Below are 22,433 nucleotides of genomic sequence, written 5' to 3'. Positions count from 1 at the left end.
CACGATACACCAACAATTGAACCATTGGAGAATACATGCAATCGACTTTCCGTACTTTAGCACTCGCCGCAGCACTCTGCGCCGCAGGCAGCGCCTCGGCCGCCTCGATCGAAGTACGCGTCCAGGGCGTCACGGCCAAGGGCAAGGTGCTCGTCGCCGTGTGCGACAAGACGACCTTCCTGAAGGATTGCGCGTATTCGGGCTCGGCCCCGGCCAAGGCGGGTGAGACGGTCGTCACGGTCGATGGCGTGCCGACCGGTTCGTGGGCCGTGCTGTCCTACCAGGACGAGAACGACAACGGCAAGCTCGATCGCAACGTGCTGGGTATTCCGAAAGAGCCGTACGCATTCAGCCGCGATGCCCGTGGCCGTTTCGGTCCGCCGAGCTTCGAGGATGCGGCGTTCGAGCTGCGTGACGAGAAAGCCGTCACCACGATCAAGCTGCGCTGATCGCTGTCAGTGCGTCGCACCGCCCGCTTCGCGCAGGTCGGTGTCGACGCCGAGCGTGACTTCCACCGCCAGTTTGACCCCGGCGATGATGTCTTCCAGCGCCATCGACGGTGGCGCATCCGGTCGCGCAGCCGCCTGCTCCGGCAGGAACGGCACGTGGATGAAGCCCGCCTTGATCGGTTGCGGCTGCATCGCCGCGTGATGCATCAGGCCATAGAACACATGGTTGCAGACGAACGTGCCGGCCGTCTGCGAGACCCCCGCCACCAGCCCTTGTTCTCGCAGCGCGTGCACGATCGCCTTGATCGGCAGCGTCGAGAAATACGCGGCTGGACCGTCGGCGGCAATCGCCGTATCGACCGGCTGCTGCCCGCCGTTGTCCAGAATCGACGCATCGTCGACATTGATCGCCACCCGCTCGACCGAGATATCGGGCCGCCCGCCCGCCTGACCCACCGCGATGACGACGTCCGGATGCAGCTCGTCGATCAGCGCCGTCAGATTCTCGATGGCGTCGCCGAACACGCACGGCAACTGGCGCACCTCGACCTGAAAGCCGTTGCCCTGCCAGCCTTCCAGCGCGCGCACGGCCTCCCATGCCGGATTGATAGTGGCGCCATTGAACGGCTCGAAGCCCGTCAGCAGAACAGTCTTGATCATCACAGGTTCATCAAAAAGTAGAGCAGGAAGATATTCGCCACCAGGATCGGCAGCGCACTCGGGATCTGGGCCCGGATCACGGCGTTCTTGTCGGGTAGTTCCAGCAGCGCGGCCGGCACGATATTGAAGTTGGCCGCCATCGGCGTCATCAGGGTACCGCAATACGCGCTGAACATGCCGATCGCCGCCATGACGGCCGGGTTGGCGCCGTACACGCCCACCAGCACCGGGATCCCGACGCCGCCGGCCATGACGGGAAACGCGGCAAAGCCGTTGCCCATCACGATCGTAAATAGCGCCATGCCGAGGCAGTACACGGCCACCGCGATGAATGCCGAATCCAGCCCGATATAGGTTGTCGTCAGGTGCGCGACCGCCTTGCCCACGCCGGCTTCGGAAAACAGCAGGCCCAGCACCGCCAGAATGTGCGGCAGCACGACCGCCCAGCTCATCGCGTCGACCAGGCGGCGCGCTTCGCGCACGCCCTGCAGCGGCGTGGCGCGCGTGAGCCAGCAGGCAGCAATCAGCGCCACGACCGCGCCGCAACCCATGCTCACGATGGTGATGTGGGCCGGATCAAGAAGCGGCAGGCCGCGCAGCTGCACGTCCTTCAGCAGGGTCGCGCCGATGACGGTTACCAGCGGCAGCAGCAGCGCCGGGATGAACAGGCGGTTGCCCAGCCGCGCGGCGCTGGCCTGGCGTGCTTCCGGCGCCAGCGCCTTGGGCTGGCCGGCCTTGACGCCGCCAAAACCGGCCAGCAGCGCCATGCCGATCATCAGCGCGCCGACCGCCGCCAGCGGCAGCGCTTCACCCGCCAGGTACAGCAGCGCGTACAGGCCCCAGAACAGGGCCGTCGTGAACCGACGCGGATTGCTGCGGTCCACCAGGTTCATGATGGCCACGGCCGCCAGCAGCAGGCCGACGAGGATATAGAAGTGATCGATCGAGAGCGTCATGCGGCGCCCTTCTCGTCCAGCACGGCGCGGGCAATCTCGGCGTCCAGGCGGCGCAGGTTCCAGGCGTGGATGACGAACGCCGTGATCGCCGTCGGGATGCCCCACAGCGCGATGTGCAGCGGATTGACCTCGATGCCTTCGGCCTGCAGGATCGTGTGCATCAGGACGATGGCACCGAACGCCACGAAGATGTCTTCGCCGAAGAACAGGCCGATATTATCGGTGGCAGCCGACATCGCCCGGATGCGGTAACGGATGCGCTGGGGCAGCGGGCCGTGCTGCGCTTCGGCCGCCGCTTCGGCCATTGGCGCGACCAGCGGGCGCACCATCGTCGGATGGCCACCCAGGCTGGTCAGGCCCAGCGCCGCCGTGCTTTCGCGCGCAAACAGGTAGACGATCAGCAGGCGCCCGGCGGTGGCTGAGCGCACCTTGCCGATGGCGGCCTGGGCGCGGTCACGCAGCCCGAAGCGCTCGAGCAGGCCGATGGCGGCCAGCGGCAGCAGCAGGATGAGTGGCAGGTTACGGGTCTTGAGGAAGGCGGCGCCGAGCGTTTCGAGCAGCGTCATGACGGACATCGCCGCAGCAACGCCCGTCACGCCGCAGGCAGCAACGGCCACCAGCACCGGATTGGCGCGCAGCACGAACCCCACCACGATGACGACCACGCCGAGCAGTGGCCACAGATTCACAGCAGATTGCATTGCATTCCCCGGCGGTGATAAACGCGGGCAATCTTACCCGATGTTCATGGGGCGCCGAGGTGAATGTCGGATGAAGGTTAGCCGGGCCGGACGGGATTGGTCGCCAGGTCGCCGACGACCGTATTCCACTGGCGCACGTGGAACGCGCGCACGAGGCCATTGAGCACGTAGGGGTCGCGCGCCGCGAACAGCTGTACCAGCTCCGCGGTCTCGCAGTCGAACACGAGGACGGCCTTGTCGGCCGGCTCGGCCATGGCGCCAGCAAGGATCAATTCGCCACGCTCCTGGGCTTCCCACGCCAGCGCCAGGTGGGCGTCGCGAAATTCACCGCGGCGTTCGAGATAGTCGGGGGCCAGATCATAGGTCAAAAGAAAATGCACAAAGACTCCAGGAGATGGCGCGAGGCCGGATGCATCAATCCTACCGGAAAGCCGACCCGGCGGCGCAAGCGTGCCGTCCGGCATCGCTACAATCAGACGGGCTCAGCTATGTTGGAATAAAACAACTTTTTAGGCTGACAAACCGTCATGGAACATGCATAGAAGGATGCCTCTAAGAACAAAACTCGACGGCAGGCGTAGACTTGCAAGCATGGACACCTCGAAAAAAATGGCGGCGGGACTCACTGGACTGGCCAGCATGCTGTGGCTGGGCCTGACCGCTGCCGTTGCGGCCAACCAGCGCCGCCTCGTGTTCAATCCGACGCTCGTGCGCGAAGTCAAAAGCCCCCGTTCGAGCGGCCACCGCACCCGCCCTGTCGTCTTGCGCGCGAAAGACGGCACGCGCCTGGCCGGCTGGCTGATGACGCCCGTCATTCCCGGCCCGCGCCCGGCCGTGCTGTATTTCGGCGGGCGCTCCGAAGAAGTGTCGTGGGTCGCGCGCGACGCCGGCAAGCTGTTCCCCAACATGACCGTGCTGGCGATGAACTACCGTGGCTATGGCGACTCGCAAGGCATCCCGGCCGAGATCCACATGATCGAGGACGGCGCCCTGCTCTACGACTGGCTCGCCACGCGCGGCCAGGTCGATCCGCAGCGCATCGCCGTCGTTGGCCGCAGCCTGGGCTCGGGCGTAGCGGTGCAGGTGGCCCGCGAACGCCCCGCGCATTCGGTCGTGCTGATCACGCCGTACGATTCGATCCTGGCGATTGCCAAGCGGCGCTTTCGCGTGATGCCGATTGAATACATGCTGCGCCACCGCTTCGAGTCGATCAAGTACGCACCGATGCTCAAGGCCCCCACCTACGTGCTGCGCGCCGCCAGCGACGACGTCGTGCCCCACTTCCACACCGACCTGCTGGTGGCCAAGCTGGGCGCGCTGGTGGCCGACGAGGTGGTGCCGGACTCCGACCACATGACCATCCCGTATCTGGAGGCGACACACGCCATGGTCGCCGGATTTCTCACGCGCCAGTTCAGCCAACCGGTGACGCCGGCCGCTGCGGCCGCCGTGGCCGATGCCGTGGCCAATGCCACGCCACCGGTCGAAACGACCGCAGCAGCGCCCGATCTGGTCCTCGCCACAAAATAATTGATGAAAGTTGTCAGCATTTATATTTCCAGTGAATAAATTGGGAAGTAAAATCGTATTTGTCATCAACTTGCAGCTTGATGCATATTTGACAGCTTGTGCCCGAAGGGCGCGGGCCTGGCCCCAACGACCCTCCCCAGATACAAACCGTAACCACTTGCACGGCGCCGTGCTGCGACAATCGCGCAGCCGATCCCATCGCAAGGCATGCGGCGGGTACAATATCGCTATTCCAGGAGCTCAACCATGAAATTCAAGCAACTCAGCATCACCGTGGCGGCCATGTGCCTTGCCGGCAGCGCGCTGGCGGCGCCATCGACCGCACCGATCGCCGCGCCGAAATTTGGCATGGTCTACGATGCGGGCGGCAAGTTCGACAAGTCGTTCAACCAGTCGGCCTTCGAGGGCCTGCAGCGCTTCACGAAAGAGACCGGCGTGAAAGTGTTCGAGGTCCAGGCCAATAGCGATACCCAGGCCGAGCAAGTCATGCGCGGCCTGGCGCGCAAGAAGGTCGACCTGATCGCCGCCATCGGTTTCTCGCAAACCCAGGCCGTGCAAAAAGTCGCCCGCGAATTCCCGAACGTGCGCTTCATCCTGATCGACAGCGTGGCGCAAGGCCCGAACATCGAATCGGTGATGTTCAAGGAACAGGAAGGCGCGTACCTGGTCGGCGTGGCGTCGGCCATGGCGTCCAAGACCAAGAAGCTCGGCTTTGTCGGTGGCATGGACATTCCGCTGATCCGCGCGTTTGCCTGCGGCTACGGCCAGGGCGCCAAGGCGCAGGCACCAAAAGCGGAAATCATCCAGAACATGGTCGGCACCACGGCAGCAGCCTGGAACGATCCGGCCAAGGGCGGCGAGCTGGCACGCGCGCAATTTGACCGCGGCGTGGACGTGGTCTTCGCCGTGGCCGGCGGCAGCGGCATGGGCGCGCTGCAGATGGCCAAGACCAAGGGCAAGCTGGCCGTGGGCGTCGACTCGAACCAGAACTACCTGCACCCGGGCACGATGCTGACCTCGATGGTCAAGCGCGTCGACGTGGCAGTGTATGACTCGTTCATGGCCGTCAAGAAAGGCACCTGGAAAGCAGGCGTCACCTACAAGGGCCTGAAAGAAGGCGGCGTCGACTGGGTGCTGGACAAGGATAACCGCGCGGTCGTCACGCCGGAAATCGAAAAACGCGTCAACGGCGTACGCCAGGACATCATCAACGGCAAGATCAAGGTCATCGATTACCGCGCCGGCAGTTCCTGCCCGGTCTGATCACCTTCATTCCATTCGAAGCGCGCCGCGCCGGTTGATTACCGGTCCGGCGCGCTTTTGAATGATAAGCACACTTCCTTTTTACGACAGATCGCAATGCAGCCAGCCGTAGAATTTCGCAACGTGAGCAAGGCCTTCGGGCCGGTGCAGGCGAACGCCGACGTCAGCTTCTCGATCGCCAAGGGTTCGATCCATGGTGTGATCGGCGAAAATGGCGCGGGCAAATCCACCCTGATGAGCATCCTGTACGGCTACTACCACGCCGACAGCGGGCAGCTCGTCATCAACGGCAAGGAGCAGCAGATCCGCTCGAGCCAGGAAGCCATCGGGCTCGGCATCGGCATGGTGCACCAGCACTTCATGCTGGTCGAGAACATGACGGTGCTCGACAACGTGATGCTGGGGGCCGAAGGCGCCTTCAAGCTGTCGAAAAAACGCCGCGAGACCGAGGTGAAGCTGCGCGAAATCTGCGCGCGCTACCACCTTGACGTCGATCCGCTGGCTGTGATTTCCGATTTGTCGGTGGGCGCGCAGCAGCGCGTTGAAATCCTTAAGCAGATCTACCGCAGCGCCGAAATCCTGATCCTGGACGAGCCGACCGCCGTGCTCACCACGCAGGAAATCGCGTCGCTGTTCGACATCCTGCGGCTGTTCAAGGAACAGGGCAAGACCATCATCCTGATCACCCACAAGCTGGGCGAGATCATGGACATCACCGACCAGGTGACCGTGATGCGCGCGGGCCGCCTGGCCGGCGCCGTCGCCACGGTCGACACCAGCAAGGAGCAGCTGGCCAACATGATGGTCGGCCGTCCGATCGAAGGCAACCTGCCGCGCAAACCGTATGCGCCGGGCGCCCCGGTGCTGCAGGTCGAGAACCTGCAACTGAAGGACGCGAACGGCGTGCAGCTGCTGGGCGATATCGCCCTGTCGGTGCGCTCTGGCGAGATCGTTGCCATTGCCGGCGTGTCGGGCAATGGCCAGAGCGAGTTGATGCACATCCTGTCGGGCATGCGCCTGCCAACGTCCGGCACGGTCTCGCTCGAGGGCAAACCCCTGCCCTTCGCTGGCCGCTCGAACGCCGACGGCCTGCCCGCCGAACTGCGCGACATGGGCATCGGCCACGTGCCGGAAGACCGCCTGCGCGACGGCGTGATCAAGGATTTCTCGGTCATGCAGAACACCGTGTTCGGCTACCAGGAGCGCGTCACGAAAGGCATGGGCCTGTTCGATTTCGACGCCATCGCCAAGCGCTGCGCGCATTTGCTTGAGGCCTTCGATGTGCGCCCGAAAGACCCCAACGTGCGTATCGGCCTGCTCTCGGGCGGCAACCAGCAGAAGGTCGTCATCGCGCGTGAAGTGTCGGCCTCGCCCAAGCTGCTGCTGGTGGGCCAGCCCACGCGCGGCGTGGACATCGGCACCATCGAGAGCATCCACACGCAACTGCTGCGCCTGCGCGACGAGGGCGTCGCGATCCTGCTGGTCTCGACCGAGCTGGAAGAAGTGCGCGCGCTGGCGGACCGCATCATCGTGATGTCGGGCGGGCGCATTACCGGCGAATTGCCGATCGACGAATTCGACACGACCCGCATTGGCCTGTTGATGGGCGGGATGCACAAATCATGAAAACCACTGAACTCCCACGCTGGGCCTCGGGCTTTGTCCTGCCGGTCCTGAATTTGCTCTCTGCCCTGCTGGTCGCGGCGCTCGTGATCCATCTGCTGGGCGAAAGCCCGGTCGAGTCGCTGCAGATCCTCGTCAACAGCGCCGTCATCAATCCGGAAGGCCTGTCGTATACGCTGTTCTACGCGTCGACCTTCGTGTTCACCGGCCTGGCCGTGTCGATCGCCATGAAGGCGGGTCTGTTCAACATCGGCGCCGAGGGCCAGATGTATCTGGGCGGCCTGGGCCTGACGCTGGCGATGCTGGCGTTCGACGCGACGCTCTCGCCGTGGCTCCTGATCCCGCTGGCGATCGTCGCCAGCGCCGTCTTCGGTGCCGCCTGGGCATTCCTGCCGGGCTACCTGCAGGCCAAGCGCGGCAGCCACGTGGTGGTCACGACCATCATGTTCAACTTCATCGCCGCCGGCCTGATGAACTTCATCATCGTCAAGTACATGATCCCCGAGGGTGACCAGAACCCGGCCAGCCGCACCTTCACCGACGCTGCCGCGATCCCGCTGCTGTCGAACTGGCTGCCATTCTTCGGCGAGAGCACGCCGCTGAATCTGGCCTTCCTGCTGGCCCTGGTCGCGCTGGTGGTCTACTGGGTGGCCGTGTCGCGTTCGAGCTGGGGCTACCGCCTGCAGGCGACGGGCCTGAACGCCCACGCCGCGCACTATGCGGGCGTGCGCATCAGCCGCACGATCATCATTGCGATGCTGATCTCGGGCGCCCTCGCGGGCCTGGCGGCGGTGAACTCGATCCTCGGCTCAACCCACTACCTGAGCCTGAACTTCCCGGCCGGTGCGGGCTTCATCGGCATCGCGATTGCACTGATGGGCCGCCAGCATCCGGTGGGCATCCTACTCTCGTCGATTCTGTTCGGCGCGCTGATCCAGGGCGGTTTTGACCTGTCGCTGGAAAAACCGAACATCCCGCAAGAGACCTTCATTTTCATCCAGGGCCTGATCATCCTGTTCTGCGGCGCCATGGAAAACATGTACGCGCCGGCGGTACTTAAACTGATCAACGCAACACGCTCCAACAACGGCGCAAGCAAGGGATAAGCCATGGAAGACTTCCAGTTCGCCAGTATCGTCGTCTCCACCATCCGCAACGCGCCGGTGCTGATGTTCGCGGCCATGGCCGGCCTGTTCGCCGAGCGCAGCGGCGTGGTCGACATCGGCCTCGAAGGCAAGATCCTCGCGTCGGCTTTCGTCTCGGCCGGCGTTGCCTACACCTACCAGGATCCCTGGCTGGGTATCGCGGCCGGCATCGTCGCCTCCGTCGTGCTGGCGCTGATCCAGGCCTTCGTCTCGATCACGCAAAAGGGCAACCAGCTCGTGGCCGGCATTGCGATCAATATCGCGATGAGCGGGCTGACGTTCGTCGTCGCCCAGTATTTCTTCCAGCAGGGCGGGCGCACGCCGGACCTCGGCGAGGCGCGCCTCGCGAGCGTCATCCTGCCCGGGACCGAACTGGTGGCCGACGTGCCGGTATTGGGCTGGGTTTACGGCAGCCTGATTGGCGGGCACTCGGTGCTGGTGTACCTGGCCTTTGCCCTGCTCCCGATCGTGCACTGGGTGCTGTTCTACAGCCGCTTCGGCCTGCGTCTGCGCGCCTGCGGCGAAAACCCGCACGCGGCCGACGCGGCCGGCATCTCGGTCCAGCGCACCCGTTACACGGCGATGATCATCGCCGGCGTGCTGTGCTCGTTCTCGGGCGCTTACCTGTCGATCGTCCAGAGCGGCTTCTTCCTGCGCGACATGTCGGCCGGCGCCGGCTACCTGGCGCTGACGGCGCTGGTGTTCGGCAACTGGCGCCCCGTGCACACGGTGCTGGGTTGCATGATGTTCGGCTTCTTTGCCGCAGTGCAGATCCAGATCGAAGGCGTCGACCTGCCGGTCGTGGGCCGCATTCCGGGTTCGCTGATCCAGATGATTCCGTACATCGTCACGGTGGTCGTGCTGGCAGGCCTGATGGCCAAGTCGGTGGCGCCCAAGGCGCTGGGCAAGCCGTTCGTCAAGTCGCGTTGATCCTCCGCCGGCCAGTGCCGGCCGGTGCCTGAACAATGACGCTGCCGCCCTGGCAGCGTCAAAAGCAGCCAGGGCCAGGTCTAACATTAGCAGCCAGGGTCAGGTCTGACATTTGGACACGGACTCTAGCAGCCAGGGTCAGGTCTGACATTTGGACACGGACTCTGCCCAATCCCGTTCAGAAGGGCTTTGAAGAACAGCCGGGGTCAAGAACAGCCGGGGTCAAACAGCCGGGGTCAGGTCTGACATTTGGACACGGGCTCTGCCTTAGTCCGTTCATAAGGGCTTTCATCAATAGACTTTTGTTGAGCCCGTGTCTGAATGTCAGACCTGACCCCGCCGTGTGTGTGTTGAGCCCGTGTCTGAATGTCAGACCTGACCCCGCCGTGTGCTGACCCCGCCGTGTGTGTTGAGCCCGTGTCTGAATGTCAAACCTGACCCCGCCGTGTGTGTGACCCCGCCGTGTGACCCCGCCGTGTGTTGAGCCCGTGTCTGAATGTCAGACCTGACCCCGCCGTGTGTGTTGAGTCCGTGTCTGAATGTCAGACCTGACCCCGCCGTGTGTGTGACCCCGCCGTGTGTGACCCCGCCGTGTGCCCCTGCCGTATCCTTGCCCCTGTTCGTGCTGAGCCTGCCCAGCATGTGGGAGACCTGCAACAATGTAAAAAAATGGAATCGTGCGCACAACCAGATTTCTGCTCTTATCTTAGTATGTGCCATATCATTTTTTTAACAGCCAAGGAAATTTTGTAATGAAGACTGTCTCCGTACGCCTCCTGTCCAGCCTGGTCTTGATGGCCGCTTCGTTCTCGGCCTCTGCCGGTCCGAACGTCGTCAGAGCGCTTGAAGTCAAAGGCGTATTCAATGAAAAAGTGGGGCCTGCGCCGCAATGTGCGTCCACCCTTGGCGGCAAGCTCGCCGGCCACGGTGAGACGGCTGAAGGAACGCCGGTCGCGTTCGTGGGCGGTGATTGCTTCGCTCAGTCTGGCACGACGTTCACCTTCAGCAAGGGCAAGTTCATCCTGCTGTATCCAAACGGCGACCAGATTTTCGCCGACTACAGTGGCCAGTTCGTTCCTACCGGCGCAGGCACTGCCTACGTCATGAACGGTGGCACCTTCACCATCACCGGCGGCTCCGGCACTTATTTTCACGCAACCGGCGGCGGCTCCCTGAGCGGTACCGAAGACTTGTCGAACGGCGCCGGTACGATTGGCTTATCGGGTCGGGTTTCTTACAAGCAGAAGTAACTCCCTGAAACAGCGCCGAGCGACGCTGATACTGCGTCGTGGCGGCCTGAGTCAAAAAGAGCGGCATGTAAAAGAGCGGCGGATGTCCCGCTCTTTTTACATGCCGCTCTTTTGCTTGCCGATTTCTGATGGTGTCATTAACGAGCAGCGAAGCTGACTGTCGTCAAACCCGACGATGCCCGCGTTATGTCACGGCGTAACGGGATCGACCGGCTCGAAGCCCGCCGCTCGGCGGCTCGAGCGTGCCAGTGTCCAGGCGAAGCCGATGCCCGCCGACGTGCCCGAATTCTTCAGGTGCAGCGGGCTGTCGCGGTTGGCGCTGCCAGCGTACGACTCGTAACGCACGTAGCCGAACAAACGCACGTCAGGATTGAGCTGGCGCGTGGCGAACAATCCCACGCGCGCGAGGACCAGGCCGGCGTCGGCGCTGTACGCATCGCGGCTCGCGGTTGCATACTGCGGCGCGACCTCATAGAAGTAGCGGTTGATACGCTTGTCGCCGAACACCACCGACGTATTGGCTTCGAACGACCACAGACCGCGTTCGCCGCGCGTTTCGTAGGCCAGCTTTGGCTCGAACGTCCAGCCCTGGCGCCGCAGGCCACCGCGTGCTTCGATCACGGCGCGCACTGGCAGTTCGGCACGCAATCGACTCGTCGCGTCAATGTCAGCCACGCGGATTTTCAGGCGCGGGCCAAATTCGAACAGCGCACCCAGGTCCGGCATGCCGGCGCGCGCCTCGACGTCATCGGAATCAGACGGCAACGCCCCGGACAGGCCAACATCGAACTCTAGCCGATCGGAGCGGAACAGACGCGCACCGATACCCGACTGGTCAGCGCGCAGCACTTCCCCGCGATAGAGCAGGAACGGGATGGGCAGGATGCGATTGGTGCGATCGTCGGCGCCGGGATAAGCAGGCGTGCTCAGGGCCGCAGCGCCAAGGCCAAACTCCCACAGCGGCAGGCTGGCGCCGGCCGGGGTTTGTGCGTGGGCGTGGAGTGCGGGAAACAGGCAGGCTGCCGCGATGGCAGCCTTCAATGGAACGTGCATGGGGCCTCGGGAGTCTGGTCGGGGGATGACCGGATTCTATCCGAGGCCGTGCCAAAAGTGCACCGCGCGCGCGAACAATCCGCGCGCTGCAGGCCGTGGGCTTACGGCCAGATTGCCTGTAGCATCGCGGCCAGGTTGTACCCGCCCTTGATCAGCTGGGTCTTGGCGATTTCCGAGCTCGGCACCGGATAGTTGTCCGGCACTTCGAGCGCGAAGGTGTAGTAGGTCTCGCCCTTCTTGCCCGTCTGCGGCGTCAGCTTGCCCGGCACCACATCGGCATACGCCAGCTTGGCCGACTTCAGGCCGTCTTCCACCCACTGCACGGGCCAGGTGGCCACGTCGCCTTTGGCTTTCGCAACCAGCGGCGCGCTGGCGATCGCCACGTCCGCGAACTGCTCCGGCGTGCGCGTCTTGATGCGGCGGAATGCGTAGTCGACCGTCGTGCTGTCCCAGTACGAGTGGAACGGCTTGGTCAGCGCCTTTGGCACGCCTTCCTTGATGACGACTGGCTCACCGGGCGGAATCACCCCTTTCGACAGGGCTGCCAGTTTCTCGTCATCGAGCAGCAGGTTGTTGCCACCGCGCGAATCGAACACGAGCGCATCATCGATCTCGGCGCGCGATTTCGGCACGATGAACTTGCCGTCCTTGCTCACGAACGCCGAACCGACGTGCAGCGGCTGATGGATGTCGCCAGCAAAGTGTGCCAGCAGGATCAGGGCCTGGCGCTTGGTGAACTTGTGCGGGTTCAGCGCCGGATCGGTCTTGCCCTGCAAGACGGCGATGCACTGCTCCAGCGTCTGCACGATGTCGACGTCGCTCGTGCCCACGCCATGCTCATGGTAGTGATCGAGCTGGAACGGCACGTTGGTGTAGTGGTATTCGCTGTGGCGCGGGTTGCCTTCGACGTATTCCACCATCTCGGGCGTCTGCGGGCCGCAGTACGTGCCCTTGACGCAGTCGGCCCAGTTCGCGACCGACGCCAGCGATTCGCCCGGCTGCAACAGCAGCGCGATCTGCTTTTGCGCGTTGGTCCCCTTGAGCAGCTTGTCGGCGATCGAGCCGACAGCGCGGTGACCGTCGCGGCCCCAGGCGGCGGCGTCCGATGCACCCAGTAATCCAAAGGCGCCGGTCAGCGCCAGCACGCATGCGAGTTTTTTCATGATGGTCCTGATGGTCTTAATTGAGGCGCACGATGCGCGGGGTAGCCGGGGCCAGCGCGGCGCCCTGCCCTTCGAGTTTTTTCAGGTAGGCGATGAAGCCGTCCAGGTCACGCAGGCCGGTATCGATGCGCTGCGTACCGAGCGCGAATTCCGGATAGCCGTCGCTGCCTTCGGCCAGGAAGTTATTCAGCGCCAGGCGGTAGGTTGCACCGTCGTCGAGCGGCTTGCCATCGAGCTTGACGCTGCCCGGCACCAGCCGGTTGCCGGCCGGCCGCTTCGCGTCCCACGTGTAGGTGAAGCCTTGCGAGACTTGCAGGACGCTGGACGTCACGTTCGGGCCGTCGGGCCACTGGCGCTCGAGCAGGTTGCGGATCTGCGCGCCGGTCAGATTCATCACGACGGTCGTGTTCCCGAACGGGAGCACGGCCTGCGCCTGGCCGAAGTTGACGGTCTTGTCGGCGCCTGCTTCGAGATCGCGCCGGATGCCGCCGTTGTTCATGAAGGCGAACTGGGCGCCCAGGCTGCGCGCCGAGTCCAGCGCCGCATCGGCAACCAGGTTGCCGAGGGGCGATTCACCCGCGTCGTTATTCTTGCGCAGCAGCGGCGCGGTCGCGATCTTCGCGATCGGGCGCGTCAATGCGGCTTCGCTGCGCTCTTTCACTTGCGCGACATACGCGGCGATCTTTGGATCGGCCGGATACTCGCCCGGCTTCATGACCACGTTGGCAACGGTCAGGTTCGACACCGCGCCGGTGGTTGGCTCGACCTGCATCGACACGCGCGTGAGCAGGTGGCCGGCCGTATCGGCCTGGGTCACGACGCGGCCATCGACGTCGCACAGATAGCCCTGGTGCGAGTGCCCGGTCAGCACCAGCTTGACCGACGGGTCGATCTTCTGGACGACCGGGACGATGTCGCCCGTCAGCTTGCTGCAACCGGTTTGCAACGGCGACTCGACCGTGCGGCCACCCTGGTGCACGAGGGCCACGATGACCTTGGCGCCGGCCGCGCGCATCGCCGGCAGCGCGTTGTTGACCGCCTCGGCTTCGTCACCGAACGTCAAGCCCGCGATGCCCGACGCGACCACCATGTTCGGCGTATCGCGCAGCACCACGCCCACCAGGCCGACCTTGATGCCCTTGACGGTTTCGATGGTGAAGCCCGGGATGATCGGCTTGCCGGTGACCTTGTCGATCACGTTCGCGCCCAGGTACGTGAATTTGGCGCCACCAAACGTCGGCGTGAACTTGCAGGCCTTGGTTGGATGTGGCGAATCACAGCCGCCGTTCTGCTGGCGCAGCAGTTCCTTGCGGCCGCCATCGAATTCATGGTTGCCTACCGCGCTCGCGCGCAGGTTCAGCATGTTCATCACTTCGATCGTCGGCTCGTCGGCCCACAACGACGACAGCGCCGGGCTGGCGCCGACGATATCGCCGGTCGACACGAGCAGCAACTCCTTGTCTTCCTTGCGCCAGGCCTGCAGGGCCGCTGCCACGGCTTCGGCGCCGCCGGCGCGCATGACCTGGTCCTTGCCGTCGGCGCCCTTGAGCACGTAGCGGCTTGGTTCCAGATTGCCGTGGAAGTCATTGAGCGATACCAGATTGATGGTGACCGGGCCCTGTGGGGCGGTCACGCAGCCGGCCAGCAGCAGCACGACGGTGAGTGTGGAAAGACGAGCGCTTGCGCGACGCGAGACGATCATGAAAAACACCTTTTATGGAATCGGGCCGGGGTCGCCGGCATCCGAAAAACGGGGCTTGGATAAGCGCAACAGCAAGCATTATCCCATGCCGCCTGTGCGCAGGAAATCCTTACAGCAGCAGGGCTAATGACCTTTTTGATGAAAAAACGGCCGGTGTTTCCACCGGCCGTTTTGACTACCTCATGCTACGAATTGGCGCTGCTTAGAATTCGTAACGCAGGGTTGCCTGGATTGCCCACTGCGACTCGCCCTTGGCTTGCTTCAGGTCCTGACGCTCGACGTCGTTACGCACGACGTAGACATAACGACCTTGTGCATCGATACCGGCGACATCGACGAAGCTGCGTGCCTGGCCACCGGAACCCTGGAAGCTGATCTCTTCGGTACGGCCCCATTTCTTGTTCAGCAGGTTGCCGAAGTTCATGAAGTCGAGCGAGAAGGTCGCCTTGTTGCGTGCGAAGATGCCCGGGATTTCCTGGCTGATGCGCACGTCGAAGGTGTTGACCCATTCAGCGGTCGAGTTGTTACGGCTCACGACACCACCGGCAGCCTTGCTCAGGCCCTTGTTCGCATTGACGACGTCCCAGAAGCGCTGCTCGTTGGCGCGGTTCGTTGCGGTGTCACCTGCGAAAGCGACTTCGTTCGAGCCGAAGGCGGTCGGGATGTACATCAGGTCGTTACCGGCCAGATTGTCACCGTTCATGTCGTTGTTGAACGTCCAGCTGTACGGACGGCCTTCACGACCTTCGTAGAAGACGCCCAGACGCGTGTTGTAGCCTTCGAAGAATTTCTTCTGGAAGTTCATCAGCGCATTGACGCGGTTCTTGATGGCGTAGCTCGAGGTCGCGGCGACTTCTTCGTTCGGGTTGAACGACGAACGGCCGTTGAAGTTCGAGTTGGCCACCGACGACGTCAGCGGCGAGACTTCGGTCGCATCGGTGTAGGTGTACGCCACCGACCAGCCAAAGCCCTTGGTCATCGGCTGCGACAGCGACATGGTCAGCACTTTCGCGTCGCCCTTGTCGGTATCACGCGCCACCAGCACGTTGTTGAAGCTGCGGTTGTTCAGCGAACGGTTGACAGCGCCGCAGCTGGTGATGATGTTCGCCGTGTTGTTCGACACGCCGTAGCACGCCGTGCTCAGGCCGGCTGCGTTCCAGAACAGCGGACGGCCATCCGAACCGTTGCGCGTTGCTGCGCCCAGGTTCAGGTGTTCGTAGTAGATGCCGTTCTTGTTCTTGGTGTACAGCGCTTCGGCGCCGAAGACCAGACCGTACCATGGCAGTTCGGTGTCGAACGCCAGGTTGGTTTTCCAGATCGATGGCTGACGGAAGCTTGGATCCAGGAAGTTGACGTCCGCGGCCGGAATCGCGCCGGCAATGGCAGGCTGGGCGTCAGGATTGAAGCTGGTCAGGCCGCCGGTGGTCGGGCAGCGGGTTGCGCCGGTGCCCGAGCAGCTGATCGTGGCGGTGGCCACGCCGGTGCCCGAGAACGGGTTCGACATCCACACGGTGGCTGCCGCGCCCTGGAACAGGCCGAAGCCGCCGCGGATCTGGGTCGGACGTGGCGACTTGTCGAAGCGGTAGTTGAAGCCGAAGCGTGGCTGGATCAGGTCGGTACCATCGATGGTGCGGGTGTTGTCCAGACCGAAGCCGCCGGACTGGCGCACGCCGGTGGCTGGGTTGCCGGCCACCAGTGGCTGGGCAGCAGCAATATTGGCCAATGGACGGCCGCCGACATCGTTACGGTCGTAGCGCACGCCGTAGGTCAGGGTCAGCTGGTCGTTGACGGTCCAGGTGTCTTGCAGGAACAGGCCGGTGTTCTTGGTGCTGAACTCGGCAACCGCATCGTTCAGCGACGCGCCTGGCAGCGCGCGCTGCTGGCTGTAGCTCAGTGGGCGACCCTTCTGGAAGTTCTCCAGCACGGCTTGCTGCACTTGTGCATTGGTTGCGCGTGCGCAGCTTGGCAGTGCGCCGAAGCTGTAGAAGTTCGCGTCTGCCGAATCCAGGCAGGCGTAGGTGTACGAGCCGTTGATACCCTGCAGGAACGCGTTGTAGACATCGTTCTTGGTGTAGTCGGCACCGAACTTCATTTCATGGTCGCCCACGATCCAGTTGGCGCCGGCGTACAGGTCCTTGGTCTTGTTGCGCAGCACGTTGTTGTGACGGCTGAACTCGGTACCGAAGTTGATGTTACGGTTGGCGGTCGACAGGCCGCTTGGTGCGTCAGCCGGCAGCGCGCCGCTGAACTGCAGGGCCATCGATGGCGTGCGGGTCGCGTTGACCGGGACCGAATCGTAATCGCGGTTCGAGAACTTGAGCTCGGTCGAGAAGTTCGGGGTCCAGTCCGAGAACAACTGGGCGACGGTGGTCTCGATCGACTTGCCCTGGTTGTAGAAGCTCGACGACAGGCCGACACCGGTGGCCGAGAAGCCCGGGTAGAACGGCTCGCCCTGTTCGGTCTTGGCGTAACGCAGGTTGGCGCGGTGTTCGTCGGTGATGTTCCAGTCGAACTTCACCAGGCGCTCTTTCGAGGTCAGCATCGAGCCGGTTGGCACGGCAGTGCTGCCGATGTCGACACCGTAGGTCTGCTGGGCGATGCGCTGGGCTTCCGAGATGGCCGACTGGCTGATGCCGACGGTGGTGCCGGCGCCGCTGCCGATGGCGCCGAACTCAGGGCTCGAACGCGAGCTTTCGAAGTTTTCGGCCAGAGCGTAGATGAACAGCTTGTCCTGGATCAGCGGACCCGATGCCCAGATACCCTTGGTGGTTTCCTTCGATTTCGGCGCGTCGGTGTAGACGTCGGTAATCGGGTTGTAACGGTCGCCCGACAGATTGTCGTTGCGGTACACGTAGTACACGCCACCCTTGTAGGTGTTGGTACCCGACTTGGTCACGGCGTTGATGTTCGCGCCGGTGTAGCCCTTCTGGGTGACGTCGTAGTTGGCGACGTTGACCTGCACCGACTGGATCGCTTCGATCGAGATCGGCTGACGCGCGGTCGGGCTGCCATTGGCTTCCAGGCCGAACGTGTCGTTGATCGCGACGCCATCGATGGTGGTCGAGTTGTAGCGCGAGTTCTGGCCGGCGACCGAGATTTCGCCACGGTCCTTGTCGGTCTGCGACACACGCGGGTCGGCACGCGCATAGTCTTGCAGGTTACGCTGGATCGATGCCTGGGTCTGGAGCTGGGTGTTGCTGATGGCGGTGCCCGCACCCATGTTGTTGCTCGTGAAGACTTCCGAACGCGATGCGGTACCGGCGATGGTCACGGTCTGCACGCCCAGGGTGGCGTCGACTTCGGCGGTCTGCGCCAGATCGAGGAAGACGTTGTTGCGGGTTTGGGTGATGCCGTCTTTGGTGATAGTGATGGTGTAAGGACCACCCACGCGCAGGCCACGTGCAACGTAGCGGCCTTCAGCGTCGGTTACGACATTGCTGACAGAACCCGACTCGGTGTGCAGGATCTGCACTTGCGCGCCGGCAGCCGGCTGACCCGAGACGTTCGAGATACGGCCACCGACGGCCGAAGTGGTGTTCTGTGCGAACGACGGCGACGCCGCCAACGCAACTGACAAAGCCAGCGCCAACTTGGTGAGCCGGATCTGCTGCTGAGTGATCATTGATTACCCCAAAAAGAACTTCAAAGTTGTTTGTTGGACGCCCGACGGACGTCCTCCCCTGCTTTACTGCTTGTTGTATTCGTCGTGCCGCGCCAGTGATTCAGCCGGCAAGCGGCTGCGATTGTATCGGTACAATGTTTCAACAAAATGACACGATGTGTGGTTTGATTTACAGCAGAATTGCGCCAATATGCATCAGCGTTTTCAGCCCGACAAATTCAATTTGGCTTGGCTATTCAGAGCTTTCTCGTATAAATCACCCCGTCGGCGTTGTCCTTACGCGACAGAAATCGTGTCATTTGGCGCGCTTTATGACATGGCGGAATTATATGCGTGGCATTCCACGGTGAAATTTTTTCGGCAAAAAATCAGTAGAACCAGCGGTGCAACACAGAATTGTGTAGCGAGAAGACGACAAACCTTACTTCTGAATTAACTAAGTGCCGAAAAGTCGAAGGTCGTTTATGACAGGCAGGCGATCCGGCGAGCGCCGGATCGGGGATGACACACTTTATTTCGCGCGCGCTGCCTGGGGCGCCATGGCAGCGACTTGCGCCTCGAATCGGGCGTAACGCCCATCGAGCTGTTTCGTTAAGCGTTGTTTTTCTGCAACGGGCAGGAAGGCGTAGCGGATGCTGTTGTACGACGCCTTCTTGATTTCCGCGTAAGAAGGCTTGAACTGGCTGGCAAATTGCACGTACTCGTGCGACAGCGTGTGGCGGGTCACGCCAGCGTCGTCGGTCGAAATCACATACGGCACGCCATACTTGCGGTACAGGTGGATCGGATGATCCGCGCCGGCCACGCCGCTGATGAATGCGTTCGAGGTCAGGTTGATCTCGACCGGAATATCCTTCTCGCGCATGGTCTTGATGATGGCCGGTGCGTTGGCTTCATGCGCCAGGTCCAGGCCATGGCCGATGCGGTCGGCGCCGGCAATGCCCAGGGCACTGTCGATGTGGAACTTCAGGCCTTCCGGCGGTACTTCGCCCAGCGCCAGCTCGCCCGCATGCATCGCCACCTTGACGTCCGGGTACACGGTCTTGAGGAAGCGGAACATCTTCATGTGCAGCAGGTAGTCGCGCATCGACACGTGCAGGCTTTCCTGGCCGACGATGTTCACGCCGACGATGCGCCCGCCCTTGGCGGCCGCCTTGAAGCTCGACACCATCGCCGAGAACACCTGCGACGGTGCCAGGAGGCGCAGCGTGTAGTTCTGGTAGCGCATCGTGAAGCGCTCGTCGTCGATGCCTTCCGAGGCCGCGTTGATCTGCGCGACGAAGCTGTCGATCGACGTGTTGTAGGCGGTGTTCGCGTCCAGCGCCGCCAGCTCGGCGCGCAACTGGGCGCCCAGCGCCGCGTCGTCGTTCACGCTGGCGCGGGTGCTGGTGTCGAAGGCGGCGTTGGCCACGAATGGCGAGAGCAGGAACATCGTTTCGATGTAGCCGACATTTTCGGCGATGGCGCGCGCCTTGATCTCTTGCAGGCCTTCGCGCAGGTTGTCGTTGGCCACCGGGCCGAAGTAGCCGAAGGTGCCGAAGAACAGGCGGTCCGGCGCCGGCTGGATCGCGACGTGGTTGCTGAAATCCTTGTTCGACCAGCGCTTGACCAGCTCGCGCCAGGTGTTTTCGTCGGCATTGACCTGTGCGCCCGACAGGCACGTGCGTTCAGCCGCCGGTTTGGCGCGCTGCGCGGCGATGGTCGCCTTGTCGGTCTCGATGCGGTAGGTGTTCTTGTCGATGCAGAAGCCCTGCTTGTCGACGAAATCGACATAGGTCTCGGCATAGATCGCGCCCGAATAATGGTGGTGCAAATCGCCACCCTTGGGCATCTGCGTGAAGAACATCGTCAGCTCGGACAGGCGCGGCGTGCTACCCTCGATCAGGTTGGCGTAGTGGCGCGCGGTGGCCGCTTCGTTGGCGGTGACCGATGGCGCCCGGGCCAGGACGGGCGAAGCGACGACGGCCAGCGCCAGCAGCGCACTGCCGGGCAAATACTTGTGCATGGTGAGACTTTCAGGATGGATGGCGGATAAATGACAAGCGCCCAACTCTAACGCCTTCGTGCGGGGTTGGCAATATTGCCAACCCTACCTTTCGTGGACGAGGCGACCATTTGAATACGTCGCGGCCACCGTACGGTCATCCCCCAGCAGCGCCAGCGCGAACAGCAACTCTTCGAGCGAGTGGCTGTGACTTGTGCGGCGCGCCATCAGCGGCGTCGCCTCGCGGTCAAGCACCACGAAGTCCGCTTCGAGGCCGGGCGCGAAGCTGCCGATCGTGTCGTCCAGTCCCATCGCGCGCGCGGCGCCCAGCGTGGCGAGATAAAACATCCGTAGCGCCGTCAGGTAGCTGCCCTTCATGCGCGCGACCTTGTACGCTTCATTCATCGTCTGCAGCAGCGAGAACGACGTGCCGGCGCCCACGTCCGTGCCCAGCGACAGCAGCATGCCGGCCTTGTCGGCGCGCTCGAAATCGAACAGGCCACTGCCCAGGAACAGATTCGACGTGGGGCACACGGCGGCGGCCGAGCCGGTGGCCGCCATGCGCGCCATGTCCTCGTCGTCGAGCCAGATGCAGTGGCCAAACATCGCGCGCGGGCGCATCAGGCCATAGCTGTCGTACACGTCGAGATAACTGCGCGCCTGCGGGAACAGCTCGCCCACCCAGGTGCACTCGTCGCGGTTTTCGGCCACGTGGGTCTGGATGAAGGTGTCCGGATACGCCGCCGCCAGCTCGCCCGTCAGGCGCAGCTGGGCCTCGGTCGACGTCGGCGCAAAGCGCGGCGTGATCGCATACAGCGCGCGGCCGCGCTTGTGCCAGCGCTTGATCAGCGCTTCGCTCTCGCCCAATTCGCCTTCGATGTCACGTAAAAAGTCCGGGCAGTTGCGGTCCATCAGCACCTTGCCGGCCACCATGCGCAGGTTGCGCGCTTCGCTCGCGGCAAAGAACGCGTCGACCGATTGCGGGTGCACGGTGCAGTAGACCATTGCCGTGGTGGTCCCGCAGCGCAGCAGCTCGTCGAGGAAGAAGTCGGCCGTCGAGCGCCCATCTTCATGATCTTCGTAGCGGCGCTCGGTCGGGAACGTATAGGTCTCGAGCCACGGCAGCAGGCCCGGGGCCGGCGAGGCGATCATGTCGGTCTGCGGATAATGCAGGTGCGTGTCGATGAAGCCGGGAACGATCAGCTTGCCGCGGTAGTCGACGGGTTCGAGGCCCGCAGGCAGCGTGGGCGCGAGCGCGGCGTAGTCGCCAGCGGCCTGGATGCGGCCATCCTCGACGATCAGCAGGCCGTCTTCGTACAACAGCGCGGCGCCGTCGTCGAACGCCGGATCGGCGCGAAAGTGCAGCAGGCTGGCGCGATAGGCCTGCACATTGGGTGATGCAGTGGGCATTACAGGAATTCCGGTTGAGGTTCGGGGTGATGTGCAGCTTCCCACACGGCCAGCAATTGCGCCACACTCGACGCTGCGATCACGGCCGGGGCCTTGCCGGCAATCCCGGGCAGGCCGATCGGGCAGACCATATTGGCCAGGCGCGCATCGTCGATGCCGCGCTCGCGCAGGCGTGCTTCGAACTGGCTGCGCTTGGTGCCTGATCCAATCAGGCCGAACCAGTCGGGCGTGGCCGGATGCGCGGGGCGCGCCAGGATTGCATGGCACAGGCGCAGGTCGAGCGCGTGGCTGTGGGTCATGACGAGAAAGCTCGTACCGGGCGCGGCGTGTTCTACCAGCGCCTCGGGCGTATCGGTCGCCTCGATCGTCACGTTCGGGGGAATGGAGGCCGGGAACATGGCGTCGCGTTCGTCGACCCACGTCACGCGGCACGGCAACTCGGCCAACGCGCGCACGATGGCGGCGCCGACGTGGCCGGCGCCGAACAGCATCAGGTGCGCGCGCGGCGCCAGGACCGGGTCGAGCAGCCAGCGGCGACCGCCCTCGCCTTCCAGCACCCGGGCCTCGGGTACGCGTTCGAACGCTGGCGCGTCCGGCGTGCCCGCGAGCAGCGCCGTGTCGTCGAACAAGGCCCACTCGAACGCGCCGTCAAGCGCAACGAGGCGCCAGGTGTCGACGTTGCGGCGTGCGCGAAGAATCTCGACCTGCGCGGCATCGAAGCGTTCGAACGCCAGCCAGGCGACGCCGCCGCAGCACTGGCCCAGGCTCGGGCCGAGCGCAAAGCGCTCGGAGCGACGCGCTTCGCCAAGCTGCAGCATCGTGCGCGCAATCTCCAGCGCGCGGTGTTCGAGATGGCCGCCGCCGATGGTGTCGTCAAAATCGTGTGTGCGCACCAGCATCTTCGCGCCCGGCTCACGCGGCGCCGAGCCCTTCACGGCGGCCACCGTGACCAGCACGGACGGCACATCGCCTTGAGCGCGCAACCAGTCCAT

Annotated in this window: 18 protein-coding genes; 7 read left to right on the top strand and 11 right to left on the bottom strand. The window is 63.6% G+C overall.

The features are described from left to right. The first annotated feature begins 35 nt into the window (after positions 1–35). A complete protein-coding gene (locus IFU00_13940) occupies positions 36–449 on the top strand; it encodes a DUF2141 domain-containing protein (protein ID MBD8543382.1) in 414 nt (137 codons plus the stop codon). Positions 450–455: 6 nt separating this feature from the next. On the opposite strand, the gene pcp is transcribed toward IFU00_13940, so the two are convergent. The 4 genes from pcp to IFU00_13920 form a co-directional block, all read right to left on the bottom strand. Beyond that, positions 456–1,109 (bottom strand): pyroglutamyl-peptidase I, encoded by a 654-nt coding sequence (pcp, locus tag IFU00_13935; protein MBD8543381.1) that lies wholly within the window; start codon positions 1,107–1,109, stop codon positions 456–458. After that, the gene (locus IFU00_13930) at positions 1,109–2,065 is read right to left on the bottom strand and encodes a DUF979 domain-containing protein (GenBank protein ID MBD8543380.1); all 957 of its coding nucleotides are present in this window, start codon (positions 2,063–2,065) and stop codon (positions 1,109–1,111) included. The genes pcp and IFU00_13930 overlap by 1 nt, the downstream gene beginning before the upstream one ends. Continuing rightward, positions 2,062–2,766: a DUF969 domain-containing protein gene (locus IFU00_13925; GenBank protein ID MBD8543379.1), complete on the bottom strand. Its 705-nt coding sequence runs from the start codon at positions 2,764–2,766 to the stop codon at positions 2,062–2,064. Before IFU00_13925 ends, IFU00_13930 begins: the two co-directional genes overlap by 4 nt. A gap of 77 nt (positions 2,767–2,843) precedes the next feature. Further along, positions 2,844–3,146, bottom strand: coding sequence for a YciI family protein (locus tag IFU00_13920; GenBank protein ID MBD8543378.1), 303 nt, complete (start codon positions 3,144–3,146; stop codon positions 2,844–2,846). 211 nt (positions 3,147–3,357) lie between these two features. On the opposite strand from IFU00_13920, the gene IFU00_13915 reads away from it, so the two are divergent. The 6 genes from IFU00_13915 to IFU00_13890 all read left to right on the top strand — a co-directional run bounded on the left by IFU00_13915 (position 3,358) and on the right by IFU00_13890 (position 10,507). Continuing rightward, on the top strand, positions 3,358–4,296 hold the full coding sequence (locus IFU00_13915) for an alpha/beta hydrolase (protein ID MBD8543377.1): 939 nt from the start codon (positions 3,358–3,360) through the stop codon (positions 4,294–4,296). A gap of 246 nt (positions 4,297–4,542) precedes the next feature. Further along, entirely contained in the window at positions 4,543–5,559 is a 1,017-nt protein-coding gene (locus tag IFU00_13910; protein ID MBD8543376.1) for a BMP family ABC transporter substrate-binding protein, read from the top strand. Between the two features lie 96 nt (positions 5,560–5,655). Next, a complete protein-coding gene (locus tag IFU00_13905; GenBank protein MBD8543375.1) occupies positions 5,656–7,185 on the top strand; it encodes an ABC transporter ATP-binding protein in 1,530 nt (509 codons plus the stop codon). Further along, the gene (locus IFU00_13900) at positions 7,182–8,288 is read left to right on the top strand and encodes an ABC transporter permease (protein ID MBD8543374.1); all 1,107 of its coding nucleotides are present in this window, start codon (positions 7,182–7,184) and stop codon (positions 8,286–8,288) included. The genes IFU00_13905 and IFU00_13900 overlap by 4 nt, the downstream gene beginning before the upstream one ends. Positions 8,289–8,291: 3 nt before the next feature. After that, the gene (locus IFU00_13895; GenBank protein ID MBD8543373.1) at positions 8,292–9,257 is read left to right on the top strand and encodes an ABC transporter permease; all 966 of its coding nucleotides are present in this window, start codon (positions 8,292–8,294) and stop codon (positions 9,255–9,257) included. A 752-nt stretch (positions 9,258–10,009) separates the two neighbouring features. Next, complete coding sequence (locus IFU00_13890; GenBank protein ID MBD8543372.1) at positions 10,010–10,507, top strand: hypothetical protein; 498 nt, start codon at positions 10,010–10,012, stop codon at positions 10,505–10,507. Between the two features lie 189 nt (positions 10,508–10,696). Here the strand turns inward: IFU00_13890 and IFU00_13885 are convergent, their stop codons facing one another. From IFU00_13885 to xdhC, 7 genes are all read right to left on the bottom strand, one after another. After that, positions 10,697–11,560: a MipA/OmpV family protein gene (locus tag IFU00_13885; protein ID MBD8543371.1), complete on the bottom strand. Its 864-nt coding sequence runs from the start codon at positions 11,558–11,560 to the stop codon at positions 10,697–10,699. Between the two features lie 101 nt (positions 11,561–11,661). Next, complete coding sequence (locus IFU00_13880) at positions 11,662–12,723, bottom strand: S1/P1 nuclease (protein ID MBD8543370.1); 1,062 nt, start codon at positions 12,721–12,723, stop codon at positions 11,662–11,664. A gap of 16 nt (positions 12,724–12,739) precedes the next feature. Next, positions 12,740–14,425 carry a bifunctional metallophosphatase/5'-nucleotidase gene (locus IFU00_13875; protein ID MBD8543369.1) on the bottom strand — a complete coding sequence of 562 codons (1,686 nt, stop codon included), beginning with the start codon at positions 14,423–14,425 and terminating at the stop codon, positions 12,740–12,742. Between the two features lie 202 nt (positions 14,426–14,627). Then, a complete protein-coding gene (locus IFU00_13870; protein ID MBD8543368.1) occupies positions 14,628–18,047 on the bottom strand; it encodes a TonB-dependent receptor in 3,420 nt (1,139 codons plus the stop codon). Positions 18,048–18,558: 511 nt separating this feature from the next. Further along, positions 18,559–20,052 (bottom strand): adenosine deaminase, encoded by a 1,494-nt coding sequence (locus tag IFU00_13865; protein ID MBD8543367.1) that lies wholly within the window; start codon positions 20,050–20,052, stop codon positions 18,559–18,561. 84 nt (positions 20,053–20,136) lie between these two features. Further along, on the bottom strand, positions 20,137–21,441 hold the full coding sequence (gene guaD, locus IFU00_13860) for a guanine deaminase (GenBank protein MBD8543366.1): 1,305 nt from the start codon (positions 21,439–21,441) through the stop codon (positions 20,137–20,139). Then, entirely contained in the window at positions 21,441–22,433 is a 993-nt protein-coding gene (gene xdhC, locus IFU00_13855) for a xanthine dehydrogenase accessory protein XdhC (GenBank protein ID MBD8543365.1), read from the bottom strand. The genes guaD and xdhC overlap by 1 nt, the downstream gene beginning before the upstream one ends.

Source organism: Oxalobacteraceae sp. CFBP 8761, from assembly GCA_014841595.1.
In the GTDB taxonomy this organism is placed as follows: domain Bacteria; phylum Pseudomonadota; class Gammaproteobacteria; order Burkholderiales; family Burkholderiaceae_D; genus Telluria.
This window is presented reverse-complemented; position numbering and strand designations above follow the sequence as displayed.